Source organism: Streptomyces sp. NPDC043896 (assembly GCF_056435605.1).
In genome coordinates, this window is record NZ_JBWKEE010000007.1 from 309,627 (window position 1) to 321,915 (window position 12,289).

The 12,289-nt window shown below is 68.8% G+C and carries 12 protein-coding genes and 1 pseudogene; 8 read left to right on the forward strand and 5 right to left on the reverse strand.

Annotated features, from left to right (window positions below; translation table 11 throughout):
- Window positions 1-39: 39 nt before the first annotated feature.
- Window positions 40-714 (forward strand): hypothetical protein, encoded by a 675-nt coding sequence (locus AC069X_RS13230; protein WP_478728064.1) that lies wholly within the window; start codon window positions 40-42, stop codon window positions 712-714.
- Between the two features lie 55 nt (window positions 715-769).
- Here the strand turns inward: AC069X_RS13230 and AC069X_RS13235 are convergent.
- Window positions 770-856: pseudogene (locus AC069X_RS13235) on the reverse strand (glutamine synthetase); the annotation flags it as partial.
- 323 nt (window positions 857-1,179) lie between these two features.
- Between AC069X_RS13235 and AC069X_RS13240 the strand changes: the two are divergent.
- Window positions 1,180-2,535: a hypothetical protein gene (locus AC069X_RS13240; RefSeq protein WP_478728066.1), complete on the forward strand. Its 1,356-nt coding sequence runs from the start codon at window positions 1,180-1,182 to the stop codon at window positions 2,533-2,535.
- A gap of 187 nt (window positions 2,536-2,722) precedes the next feature.
- Here the strand turns inward: AC069X_RS13240 and AC069X_RS13245 are convergent, their stop codons facing one another.
- From AC069X_RS13245 to AC069X_RS13260, 4 genes are all read right to left on the reverse strand, one after another.
- Window positions 2,723-3,175 (reverse strand): cytidine/deoxycytidylate deaminase family protein, encoded by a 453-nt coding sequence (locus AC069X_RS13245; protein WP_478728068.1) that lies wholly within the window; start codon window positions 3,173-3,175, stop codon window positions 2,723-2,725.
- Window positions 3,172-3,855, reverse strand: coding sequence for a RibD family protein (locus tag AC069X_RS13250; protein ID WP_478728070.1), 684 nt, complete (start codon window positions 3,853-3,855; stop codon window positions 3,172-3,174). The genes AC069X_RS13245 and AC069X_RS13250 overlap by 4 nt, the downstream gene beginning before the upstream one ends.
- 42 nt (window positions 3,856-3,897) lie before the next feature.
- Window positions 3,898-5,340: a helix-turn-helix domain-containing protein gene (locus AC069X_RS13255; RefSeq protein WP_478728072.1), complete on the reverse strand. Its 1,443-nt coding sequence runs from the start codon at window positions 5,338-5,340 to the stop codon at window positions 3,898-3,900.
- Window positions 5,341-5,568: 228 nt separating this feature from the next.
- Window positions 5,569-5,946: a GntR family transcriptional regulator gene (locus AC069X_RS13260; protein WP_478728074.1), complete on the reverse strand. Its 378-nt coding sequence runs from the start codon at window positions 5,944-5,946 to the stop codon at window positions 5,569-5,571.
- Window positions 5,947-6,725: 779 nt separating this feature from the next.
- Here AC069X_RS13260 and AC069X_RS13265 point away from each other — a divergent pair.
- The 6 genes from AC069X_RS13265 (at window position 6,726) to AC069X_RS13290 (ending at window position 12,207) form a co-directional block, all read left to right on the forward strand.
- The gene (locus tag AC069X_RS13265; protein ID WP_478728076.1) at window positions 6,726-7,196 is read left to right on the forward strand and encodes a transcriptional regulator; all 471 of its coding nucleotides are present in this window, start codon (window positions 6,726-6,728) and stop codon (window positions 7,194-7,196) included.
- An 81-nt stretch (window positions 7,197-7,277) separates the two neighbouring features.
- Window positions 7,278-7,574 (forward strand): hypothetical protein, encoded by a 297-nt coding sequence (locus AC069X_RS13270; RefSeq protein ID WP_478728078.1) that lies wholly within the window; start codon window positions 7,278-7,280, stop codon window positions 7,572-7,574.
- Complete coding sequence (locus AC069X_RS13275; RefSeq protein WP_478728080.1) at window positions 7,571-8,170, forward strand: hypothetical protein; 600 nt, start codon at window positions 7,571-7,573, stop codon at window positions 8,168-8,170. Before AC069X_RS13270 ends, AC069X_RS13275 begins: the two co-directional genes overlap by 4 nt.
- Window positions 8,167-8,811: a GGDEF domain-containing protein gene (locus tag AC069X_RS13280; protein ID WP_478728081.1), complete on the forward strand. Its 645-nt coding sequence runs from the start codon at window positions 8,167-8,169 to the stop codon at window positions 8,809-8,811. Before AC069X_RS13275 ends, AC069X_RS13280 begins: the two co-directional genes overlap by 4 nt.
- Window positions 8,811-9,914: a conjugal transfer protein gene (locus AC069X_RS13285; protein WP_478728197.1), complete on the forward strand. Its 1,104-nt coding sequence runs from the start codon at window positions 8,811-8,813 to the stop codon at window positions 9,912-9,914. Before AC069X_RS13280 ends, AC069X_RS13285 begins: the two co-directional genes overlap by 1 nt.
- A 100-nt stretch (window positions 9,915-10,014) precedes the next feature.
- On the forward strand, window positions 10,015-12,207 hold the full coding sequence (locus AC069X_RS13290) for a cell division protein FtsK (protein WP_478728083.1): 2,193 nt from the start codon (window positions 10,015-10,017) through the stop codon (window positions 12,205-12,207).
- The last annotated feature ends 82 nt before the right edge of the window (window positions 12,208-12,289 follow it).

The window sequence follows — 12,289 nt, forward strand, 5'->3', positions numbered from 1 at the left end:
AGGAGCATCGAGGGCTTTCCCACCACGGAGGGCAGCACGATGAACCGGCACCGCCACCTCACGCTCCTCGCCGCCCCGCTCCTCCTCACCTCGGCCGCCGTCGCCTTCGCACCCCCGGCCGCCCCGGCACCCCTGCCGGCCGCCTCGTGCGAGCTGGTCGCCACCGGGAAGGGCGGGGGCGGCCCGTACACCCTGGTCCTGAAGGGCTTCGAGCCGAACCAGTCCGTCACCGTCAACGGTCCGCAGGGCAGCCAGCGCACCCGGGTCGGCGACGAGGGCACCCTCGACAAGCAGGGCGCCCGCTACGGCAAGTACAGCGTCAGCTCGAAGGGCCACCGCATCGGCTGCCTGACCCCGCCGCGCGGCCAGCAGGGCAAGGTGCAGGTCACCAAGGTCGAGGTCATCACCCTCACCAAGCCGGGCACGGTCGTCGACTGCACGAAGCCGAGCAGGGCCGAGTTCGACGGCAAGATCACCGCGACGGGCAAGGGCCAGGTCCGCTACCACTGGACGTACGCGTCCAGCTCCGACCCCATCGACGCCGGCACGGTCACCTTCACGGGCACCACCCAGAGCCACTCCCTCCTCAAGGTGGTCACCTTCCCCGCGTCCGTGAACAACGTCTCGCCGAGCGTCTTCATGACCCTGCACGTCCCGTCCGCGAACCTGTCCGCCCGCAGCGACCAGGTCACCCTCACCTGCGCGAAGCCCTGAAACACCTCCGGGCCCCGGTCGAAGACCGGGGCCCGGAGGAACGACGCGGGATCCGCTACAGCACCGGCAGGTTCTTCCGGAGCTCGAAGGCGGTGACCTCGGAGCGGTACTCCTCCCACTCCTGCTTCTTGTTGCGCAGGAAGTCACGCCGAGCACGGGCCACCTGCGGCCCGCACCATCTAGCCTGTGCCCAACCGGGTTTCAGAGGTCGCAGTTGGTCAATGCGGGCCGTGCCTGGGCGCCCTCCGACGGCCCAGGCACGGCCCAGACCGTGGTCCAGTTCGGCTGCAAGCATGTCGCCCCGCACCCTCTATCGAGAGGGTCGGACGGTGAGCCACTCGTCGATCGACGGGACGGTTCCTCCTGCCCTGCGGGCATGCTCCGGCGCCCCCGGCCAGCTCAACATCCATATCCCGTGCATGGATAGCGAATGACTAGTAGAGTCAAGCAATCACATTCATAGGGGTGGAGATGGAAGAATCAATTCCGACAACGTCTGACCTCGTGGCATCCCTGACCGATGACGATGCACGAGTCGAACTGAAAAAGAGATGCGACGAAGCCGGGCTCGAAGCCGAATGGACTTCCCCCGCCGGTAGAGCCTCCCTTCACCTCTCCTTTCCAAACGGAAGAGCGAAACGCAAGTTCCCCGTACTCCCGCTCCAGGCTCACGCCCTTCTGAGATACGACATTTCAAGCGCAACATTCCTCGGCGACTTCGATGCAATCCTATTTAGAGACACTCAAATGATCGAAGCGTCGATCGTACACTTCGGCCCACCCGGGCCGACAAGATGGCCCTCCTATTTTGAACTTCCCGGGGTTGAACGCCACGAGACCGACGGATTCGACCCCACAAGCGATGAGGCATCTCTAAGCTATGGAAACCACGGCGATTGGACTCTGCAACTAACACCCAACGAAGGCGATCTACACGGCATTGAAATTGGCTCCAGCAGCGAAAAATTCGAAGCCTTCAGCACTCGCAACTCGATGTTTTCGCGCCCGGCGTCCCGTAATCGAATGATAACCCTGCGCCTGAGCAACATCACATCTAAGCGCCACGACGACGCACTCGAAATCCTCAAGAGGATCTCAGACGCATCATTCTTCGAGCTCGATCTGAGATTTGGCATACCACCCAGACTCGCACCAGCGCGTTTTGCCCGTCGAGGGCAATACAGGCGCCCGGTCGGCGCTGGTTCAAACTCGCCAATCAGGTCTCCACGAAATCGCTACGCAGAGAAACCTCTAAGTTTGTACTGGTACGCGAGGTCGGCACAAGGGACGCCCTTGCTGGAATACCTCGCCTACTATCAGGTCCTCGAATACTACTTCCACACGTACAGTCGACGCGACATACTAGACAAACTCCGACGAGAACTGATAGATCCCAGATTCAATGCCGGCGACGACGAACATCTCAGCAGACTACTCTCCCTTTCATCGCAGCAGGGCAGCGGTTTCGGAACCGAGCGCGAGCAGCTGCAAGCGACGGTCAGTGGCTGCGTGAACGAGGCCGACGTCCGCGACTTCATCCTCAGCAACCCTTCCCTCGCCGAATATTTCGCATCAAATCCGGTAAAGGGTGCAGCCCCAATTGGACTGCAAGACAAAAGGGCGAATCTTTTGAGTCAGGTCGCCAACCGGACGTACGACATTCGATGCCGAATAGTACACACCAAGGGAGACTCCGGAGGTGCCACAGAAAGCCTCCTACCGTTCTCCGCCGAAGCCGAGATAATGGGGCCAGACATTGAATTGATCAAGTTCTTGGCGCAGAAATGTCTGGTTGCCGGCTCCACTCAGGCATCGACCTAGCCCACTTTGAGGTGTTCGGAGGAAGTAGCCAGCGCCACAGGCCCCGGGGATAACCCCACCCAGTCCGCAAGTTCGTATCGTCCGACGCAAGGAACGTGGGGCGGGGTCTGAACACGCACCATCCTGCAATGTGGTTCCAATCTCCCTACTCCAGGGCACTGAGCTTAAACGCCCAGAGGATTTGAGCTCAGGGCAGCAGATGAGAGTTTACTGTGCGGGCTTGGCCCGCCAGGGTCGCGAGTTCCGTTACCTCAACACCTTCGGCGCGAAGAGTTTCAACTCCCACGCAGTCAGCCACCAGCAGGCTCGGCTCCCGCCAGGCGATAACAACTCGGCGGATCGGAGAGCGGAGGATCAGCTGCGTGCAGGTGAGGGGGCGGGAGCGGCGTTCGGAGCAGGGCTCCAGGGTGCTGTAGATGGTGGCGCCGTCCAGACGCGGGTCGTCCACCGGGAGCTTGGCCAGGGCGGATTCCTCGGCGTGGACGTGGGCGTCCGTCTCGCGGGAGTAGCCGTTGGCCAGCTCCTCGCCTTCGGCGCTCACGATGATGGCGCCGACCGAGAACGCGCCCTCCGCCGGCGGGCACTTGCGGGAGAGCTCGATGGCCCGCTCCATCCACATCACGTCATCGGCGTGCGTCACGCGGATCCCTCCTGCTTGGGCAGGTAACGGAGCAGGACCACATCGCCGATGGTGGTGGCCTCGGCGAGGTGCATCCGGCGGGTGGAACCGCCCGGGTAGCTGGCGGGGTTCAGGAAGCGGGGGGCACCCGGGTCGCCGACGACCAGGGGAGCGATGGCGAGGTGGATCTCATCGGCCAGGCCCTGGGAGAGGAACGCCGTGTGGATCTGGCCTCCGCCCTCCACCATCAGCCGCTCTATGCCGCGGGCGCCGAGGTCGTCCAGCAGGGCCCCGAAGTCGATGGTCGAGCCCGTGGAGACCACGTCCGCGAGGCCGGCAAGCCGCTCGCGGAGCTTCTCCTCGCCCGCGTCCGTGGTGTAGGCGAGCTTCTCCCCGCCGTGGTGCCAGAACTTCAGGTCGGCGTCCAGGTCCCCGCTCGCGGAGATGGTCACCTTGAGCGGGTAGGCCGGCTTCCCCGCGGCCATCCGGGCCTCGCGCCGCTCCTCGCTGTTCACCAGCAGCCGCGGGTTGTCTGCCCGCATGGTGCCTGCGCCGATCAGGATGGCGTCCGACTCGGCCCGCACCTGGTCAACGCGGTCGAAGTCCTCGCTGTTGCTCAGCAGGAGCCGCGTGGTGCTGGTGTCATCGATGTAGCCGTCCACGGACGTGGCCACGCTCAGCAGGACGTACGGGCGGGGCATCGGGGTTCTCCTTCGATCGCTGGTCAGTACAGAGGAGTCAGGTCAGGCCTGGCGCAGTACGGCGTCCGTCAGCGAGTCCTTGAAGTCGGTCACGCCAGGGACCGTACGCCATTGATCAAGAACACCGTCGAGCTGGGCCAGCTCCCGCGAGATCCGGTCCGAGCCGGTCTCCTTCGCGATGCTGAGGGCTTGCAGTCCGACCGTCGCCGCCTGCTCCGCCTCCCCCGCCCGTGCCAGGGAGACGGCCTCGCGCCCTAGGTACACCCCTCGGTCGCGGTGGAAGCCGGCGGGCAGACGACCGATGGCGTTCCGGAAGCCCTCGGCGGCGCCCCGGTGGTCGCCCAGCGCAGCGAGGCTGTGCGCCCTCTGCACGTCGATGTACGCCGCGTCCAGCCACACACCCCAGGGGGAGCGCGGATCCGGGTCCATGGCGGCGTGGAGCTCCAGGGCGTGTTCGTACGCTCGCTGGGCTGACAAGGGATCGTTCCTCAGGGCGTGGCCGTGCGCCCCGTACGTCGCGGCCACGGCGGCCAAGCGGCTCCTCGGAGCGGCGCGGTCCTCGGCCGCCTCGGCTACGTCCACCGCCTCGATCGGGTCGTTCATGTCCCCGGCCAGCTGGCTGCGGCGCGCCAGGATGTAGGTGGTGAGTTCGTCGTCCCCCGCCATGTGCGAGGCCTCTAGCGCCTCCCGCATCCAGTGCTGGGCGGCGCGGAAGTCCCCGAGGTCCTGGTAGAGCCAGCCGCAGAGTTCGGAGTACTGCGTCTGTAGCTGGAGGAGCTGCCGACGGTCGGTTCCACGGCGGTCCGCCCGGAGCTCCTTGATGGCGGCGATCTGCTGCTGGACGGTCGGTATCACCTTGTGGGGCCCGAACAGGTTGTCGTTGTCGATCAGCACTCTTCGGGTGGCCTGGAGAAGCTCGATCGGGTCGGCCCCGGATGCGACGAGATCGGCGCGTGGGGCGGGGCTCGCCGCAGCCGAGAGGTCGGAGGTTGCGGCTATGGCTGCGCCTGCGCCGAGCGCGCCGATCAGAGCCCTTCGGGAGAGCGACACGAAGATGATCCTTCCGTCATCGGAACGTACGGGGACGGACATCCCCTCCTCCGACGGTGCCTGAATGCCCGATTCGCCAGCCAGGGCCACAGAGCCATTGGCCACATGGGGCTCTCGATTAGCCACATCCCCCCGGGGAAGGGCGTCCAGGCTGACCCCTTCGAGGATCGAGGCGTGGAGCCGGACCAGCGACCCGCTCGCGCCGAGCGCGTCGTCGTACGCCCGGACCAGATCGGCGGATGCGGCTTGGCCCCCGCGCTCGACGCGGGCCATGTAGCTGGCGTTGAACAGGATGGATCCGCTGAGCTTGCCCAGGGATAAGCCCCGGTGCGTGCGCCAGGCGCGCATCTCGGCACCGAGGTAGTGCTGAGGGCTTGCATGCGGTGTCAGATCGTTCGGACGCTGCCCCACTCCATCCCCCCTCATGCGGCTCATGTGGCCGCCCTCGGGCGGCCACATGACAGGTCTGCCGAACAGTCAATTGCCCTCGCTACAAAGGATGCAGAAGAGCGGCGACCAGCCTAGCGACGCAGGTCGGAGCCCTCCATCCGATGCCGGCGAAAGGACGGGATTGTGACAACGGCAGCGACTCGGCGACCGATGAACCAGCGTGCGCAACACCCGCTCGGCGGCCATGGCGTCGGGGAGGGCGCACGCCAGGAATCACTTCTCCTCCAGCTCCGCGACTCGCTCACGAAGCTCGACCACTTCGCCCTGGAGTCGAGTGAGCTGGTCGCGAAGTTCTGCGATCGCGCTCTCGGGGCTGGCGAGCTTGGCAGCGTCCGAGGCCGCCGCGGTCAGGAACGCCCCCTTGCCCTGGTGGCTCACCACGAGGCCGTCCGTCTTGAGCTGACGGATGGCGTCGCGGGCCACGGTCACCGTGACGCCGTACGTCGCCTGGAGGTCTGCCAGAGACGGCAGCTTGCCGGTCTCCGCGAACTCGCCGGCCGCGATCCTCCCCCGCAGCTGCTCCGCAACCTGCTGATAGGCGGGCTTGCCCGTCCACTCGACCATCTGCACCTCAAGTCTCTTCGCGGTCACTGCCTCAGTGTGCCTAAGCGGCACAGGCAGGACCAGCGCTCCCGCGGCTCTTACTCCGAGGGGACTTGCGCAACTCTGCCTCACAGTGCACTCTGAGGCAGAGCCGAGATTCGCCCTGAAGCTCGGCCCAACCGGCCGCAACTGCCCTGCGGGCAGCCGCGATCGGGCCTGCACTGCCGCGCCCGGAGGGCCCTCGAAAGGGGTCTGAAGGAAGCACTCGTTCCTTGAGAACTGAACAGCGTGCCAAGCAAGACGAGACGGGGCGTGATCCCCGTCCCCATGACGACGGGTTGTCGTCGGCGGCCACTTCTTCCGCGTGCTGGCTCTGGAGAACACCCCTCGGGGTGCCACCCGGTGCGCGCCGCCCTGCTGGCGTCAGAGCAGTGACGATGACGCGCCCGATTCTCAGGCTCGGGGCCGGAGCGCCGTGGCAACGGCGTGCCGGTGAAGCCTCGCCCCTCCGGCTTGGAGGCTGCCTTGTTCCTTCGACATCTGTGGGCGCCCGCCGTACTGGACCGGCACGGCCGGCCGCGCCCTTCGCGTCACCGCACGACGGCCGTGCGGGGCGGCTCCGGACTTCGCACCCGGCCCCGCTCGCACGGCCCGTTCACCCTTCCGCAGCGCTGACTGCGCTCCGGCCGGCTGCCTCCTCCACCCGTCACGTACGGGTGGGGTCGCAGGGAGCCGCGACGCTCGCGCTTCCCCCCGGGCTGGTCGCCTCTCGCCAAGGACCGCGACCACCCCCACCACCACTTCCCTTCGGTACCGAGGAGCCCCTCGTGGATGCTGGAACGTTCGCCGCCGTGTTCGCCGCCCTGTACGTCGCTCACAGCGTGGGGGACCACTGGGTGCAGACCTCCCGGCAGTCGGCCGACAAGGGCAAGGCGGGGTGGACCGGCCGTCTGGCCGATGCCCGCCACGTCGCCACCCTGACCGCCACCAAGCTCGCCTTACTCCTTCCCGTCGCGCTGCTGCTGGGCCTGGACCTCTCGGTCCTGGGGCTGGCTGCCGGGCTGGGAGTGGACGCGGTGACGCACTGGTGGGCGGACCGCCGCAGCACCCTCGCCTGGCTGGCCGAGGTCACCGGCCAGACGGAGTTCTACCGGCTCGGCACCGGCGCCCACCCGCTGCACCCGGTCACCGCCGAGGGCAAGCCCGCGGCCCACCTCGGCACCGGCGCCTACGCCCTGGACCAGTCCTTCCACCACCTGTGGCTGCTGGTCGCTGCCTTGCTCATCGCCACCGTCTGAGCTGCTCCACCCCGGGGCGGTCGCCTCTCGCCAAAGACCGTGACCGCCCCGGGCCGTCCCTTCGACATCAGGAGAGAGCACGTGCGTACCTTCATCGGCGGCCACGAGGCCGTCAGCACCGACGAGTTCATCGAACTGGCCCTGGGCACCCCGCTGGAGCTGTGGCTCAGCGTGGAGGGCGAGAGCGAGGAGGAGCGCGCGGCCCGCCTGGACGCGGCCCGCGACATCCTCGCCGAGTACCCGAACCTCCCGGACGACGTCAGCCGGATCGCCGCCCAGGTGATCGAGGCCCACGCCCCCGAGCTGTTCAACATCGTCCCGCTCCCGCCCCGCCCCGCCTCCCGCCGGCGCAACAGCATGGGTCGGGTGGCGGCATGAACTCCCAGATGCCCCGACCGGAGCACCTGCTCGACCACCGGGGCGAGCCCCTGACCACGGTGCCCATGCCGACTCTCACCTACGAGCAGATGCGGCTGGGCCTGGCCTTCCACGAGGCGGGACACGCGGTCCTGTCCATGGCCTACGGGATGCAGGTCATCGAGAGCCGGGTGATCTCCTGGCAGGCCGCCGACGGGACCGTGTCCGTCACGGGGAAGACCCGGCACGTGGCCGCCGGGGTGTCGCCCTGGCGGTACGCCGCCCAGTGCGCGGCCGGCGAACTCGCCCACGTCCGCTACCTGAAGCAGGACGGGCTGTGGACGCCCGAGCTGGAAGCGGGCTGCGTGGCCCTGCACGACCGCGAAATGGCCATCGACGTCCTCGCCCAGTTCGGCTACCTGCTCGGCCGCGGCCACGCCCCGCTCGGCGGGAAGTCCTGGCCCTACATCCAGCGCATCGCCGACCGCACGGTCTCGCTGCTGTGGCCGCACATCACCACCGTCGCCCACGCCATGGACCAGCGGACGAAGCTGACCGGCTCCGAGATCGCCGAACTGACCGGGCTGACCAACCCCGACCTCGGCGGTGAGGCATGAGCCAGACTTTCACCGCCCTGTCCGCCGCACTGCCGATCGCGGCGGGCTGGTCCTTACACAGCCTGCGCCTGCGGCGCCGTATCGAGGCCGCCCGCCGCGACCCGCTGACCGGCCTGTGGACGCGGGACCCCTTCGAGGAGCGGGCCCGCAAAAGCCTGTCCCAGAAGTGCCAGCGCGCCGTACTCGTCCTGGACCTCAATCGGTTCAAGGAGATCAACGACACCCTCGGCCACGCGGCCGGAGACGCGGTCATCCACGCGACCGGGCAACGCCTGGGCCAGTGGGCCGAGGAACACGCCGGCGTCGCCGGGCGCCTGGGCGGGGACGAGTTCGCCGCCGTCGTCCCCGGATACGGCATCGACAAGCTGCGTGCCGACCTGTTCACGCTGACCGGCCGACTGGACCAGCCGGTGCCGTTCGAGGGCCGTCCCATCGAGGTCCACACCTCGATCGGCGCCGCCTACTACCGCACCGGCACCGGCGACCTGTCCACCCTGCTGCGCCGGGCGGACGAGCAGATGTACAAGGCCAAGCAGCGGGGCGGGGGATGGCGCATCGCGCAGCGGTTGAGCGTCCCGGCGACGGGGACGGTCAACGGTCGCCGGGACGGCCGCCGGGGCACCAGCGGGGAGGCGGCGTGATGACGAACCGCGGCTCGCTGACCAAGGTGCAGAAGGCCGTCCTTACGGCCGCGTTCGTGCCCATGCTCGCCACCGGTATCGCCGGTGGCGTCGGGACGTTCAGCAACATCAGCCGCGCCTACGGCTCCGGTACGGCGCTGGGCGCGGTGGCGGCCGGCGAGGGCGCGACCGCCGTTCTGGCGCTGGTGCTGCTCGGGCTGACGATGCTGGGGCAGTCCTCCCCCGGGATCATCCGGGCGGGCTTGTGGGCCCTGCCCGCTGCCGCATCGGTGATGGCCGCGATGGCCGCCGACGACCCGGGCCGCACCGTGATCTACGCCGTGACGCCGATGGGCATGTGCGTGTCGGCCGAGGGCATGGCGTTCCTGGCCCGCCGGATCGTCGTCCACCAGGACGGCCGCGACGTCGAGGCCGAGGCAAAGGCGGCGGCTGTGGTGCGGGCACTGGCGTATCACCGGGCCCGCGCTGCGAACCACCCGCAGGCGTGGGTGCGGAAGTCGTCCGACCGGACTTCGTGGAGGCTGGCCCGCAGGGTCGGGCTGGGGGACGCCTCGTTGGGCGCCCGACTCCTGGACGTCCAGCGCGACCGGCTCACCAGCGGCGCGGATGCCGCCCTGGCCGCCATGTTCACTACCCCCGCAAACCAGCATGGCATGGTGCAGTACGCCACAAATCGGTTGGGGTCTGACCTGCACGAGTCGACCATCGAAGCCCCGACCGAGGCTGCCGAGCTGCCGCCCTCCGAGTCGGCCGACCCGGTACAGGCCATCGAGCCGATTGGGCCGACCGAGCCAGTTCCGGCAGTCGAGCCGGTCGGGCTTCCTGCGTCGACTCCACTGAAGTCGGTCACCGCCACCGAATCCGCTCCGCGCCGGGCGACCGGCCGGGTGCCGCGGTCGGCGCGCACGCCCCGCCCCACCCGCACTCCGGACGAACTCCTCGACCAGGCCCGGTCGGCAACCGCCGACTGGGCGGAGGAGGAACTGACCGCCGAGGCGATCCGCAAGGCAGTCCGTACGTCGTCGGCCAACGGCCGCACCCTGCGCGACACGCTGAAGGCGGAGCGCGCCCAGGAGCCGACCGCAGTTGAGGCAGCGGCCTGATGGCCCACCCTCAGCCCTCTTACGACGGGCCCGACCGCTCACCTCTCACAGCAGTCGGCCGGGCCCGTCTCAACCCCCCTCGCACGGAAGGGAAGCACCAGTGAACCACCGCGATGAGCGCGACTTCTTCAGGCGGCTGGAAGCCGAGCTGTCTGCCGACTTCGGCGCGGACGTGGTCGACCTCGACAAGGCCCGTACCGCCCGGAACACGGCCGCTGACCCGACGGCCCACCCCGCCCCCGCCGAGGACGAGTCGGGGGACCCGACGGCCCGGCGTCTGGTCGACGGACCCGCGCTCGCCGGGCCCGGCTACCTCGGCCGACTCCTCGGCGCGAAGCGGCGGGCGATCGTGCCGCCGTGGCTGCGGTCGACCGAGGAGCTGAAGACGGCCGCCCTGTGGGTGGCCCGGCACTACACGCACCTGGCCGGGTATCACGCGCTGCGCTCCCCGGTCTACGCCGCCCGCCTCGCCCTCCAGTCGCCCCGCGGGGCCGCAAAGGTGATCGGAGGGACGATGCGGTGGCTGACCGACCGCGAGGGCGACCCGGTCCGTGCGGCGGCCGTCCGCCGTGAGGACGCGATCGAGTACCTGACCCTGTCCCGCCAGCGCGACGGCCGGGTCAAGCTGCGCGCCATCATCGCCGGACTCTCCCTGTTCGTCGGCTCCATCACCGCGCTCGCCATCTACATCCTGGCCCCCGGCTGGGTCCACGCTCTCTCCCTCAGCGCTCTGGTCCTCGCCCTGGGGGCGGCCGGCCGCCGCCCTGATGCCCCGGTCATCAACCGGGCGGTCGAGGTGGTGAAGGCCCCGAAGCTGACCTCGGACATCATCCTGCGGGCCCTCGGCGCCCTCGGTATCGCCCCGATCAACCAGGCGCAGTCCAAGGGCCGCGACGGATTCACCTTCACCGCCCCCATCACTCGCGACGGCCCCGGCTGGCGCGCCGAGGGAGACCTCCCCTACGGCGTCACCGTCACCGACGTCATCGAGCGCCGCGACAAGCTCGCTTCCGGCCTGCGCCGACCGCTCGGCTGCGTCTGGCCCGAGGCCGTACCGGACGAGCACACTGGGCGCCTCGTGCTCTGGGTCGGCGACCAGGACATGTCCACGGCCAAAAAGCCGGCCTGGCCGCTCCTGAAGTCCGGCTCGGTGGACCTCTTCCGGCCGGTGGCGTTCGGGACCGACCAGCGCGGGCGCTGGGTGGAGATCACCCTCATGTACATCGCGGCCGTCATCGGCGCGATCCCCCGCATGGGCAAGACCTTCCTCCTGCGCCTGCTCCTCCTCATCGCGGCCCTCGACACCCGGGCCGAGCTGCACACCTACGACCTCAAGGGCACGGGTGACCTCGACCCGGTGGGCGAGAAGGTCTCCCACCGTCACCGCGCCGGCGATGAGGACGCCGACATTGACTACGCCCTCGCCGACCTGCGCGAAGTACGCGAGGAGCTCCGGCGCCGGGCGAAGATGATCCGCTCCCTGCCCCGGGACATCTGCCCCGAGTCGAAGGTGACCTCGGAGCTGGCCAACAAGCCCAAGCTCGGCCTCCACCCCATCGTGATCGGCGTGGACGAGTGCCAGGTCTGGTTCGAGCACCCCAAGCACGGTGCCGAGTTCGAGGAGATCTGCACCGACCTCGTCAAGCGGGGCCCCGCCACCGGCATCGTCCTGCTGCTGGCCACCCAGCGCCCGGATGCCAAGGCCCTGCCCACCGGGATCTCCGCGAACGCCTCAGCCCGGTTCTGCCTGAAGGTCATGGGCCAGCTGGAGAACGACATGGTCCTGGGCACGTCCAGCTACAAGCGGGGCGTGCGGGCCACGATGTTCTCCTGGAAGGACAAGGGAATCCACTACTTCGTCGGTGAGGGAGCGGACGCCCGCATCGTCTCCTCCGTCTACGTGGACGCCCCCACCGCCGAGGCCATCGGCAACCGGGCCCGCGCCGCCCGCGAAGCCGCCGGCACCCTCAGCGGCCACGCCCTCGGCCAGGAACCCGAGCACAACGAGCGGTCCTCGTACGACCTGCTCTCCGACATCCTCGCGGTCGTCCCCGCCGAGGAGCCCAAGGTTTGGTCCGAGATCGTCGTCGCACGTCTCGGCGAGTTGCGGCCGGACGTCTACGGCGGCTGGGACCCCGAGGGCCTCGCCGCCGCCCTCAAGCCTCACGGCGTCCCCACCGGGCAGGTCTGGGGCAAGACCGAAGAGGGCAAGGGCGCCAACCGGCGCGGCATCGAACGCGCCCGGATCGTCGCCGCTATCGCTGAGCGTGACGGAAAGCGGGACGCGAGCTAGTCGCCGACGGCCGCTAGACCTAGCACCACACCCCGCTAGGTCTAGCGGCACCGCTAGCACCCCATATACCACCTGATCAGCC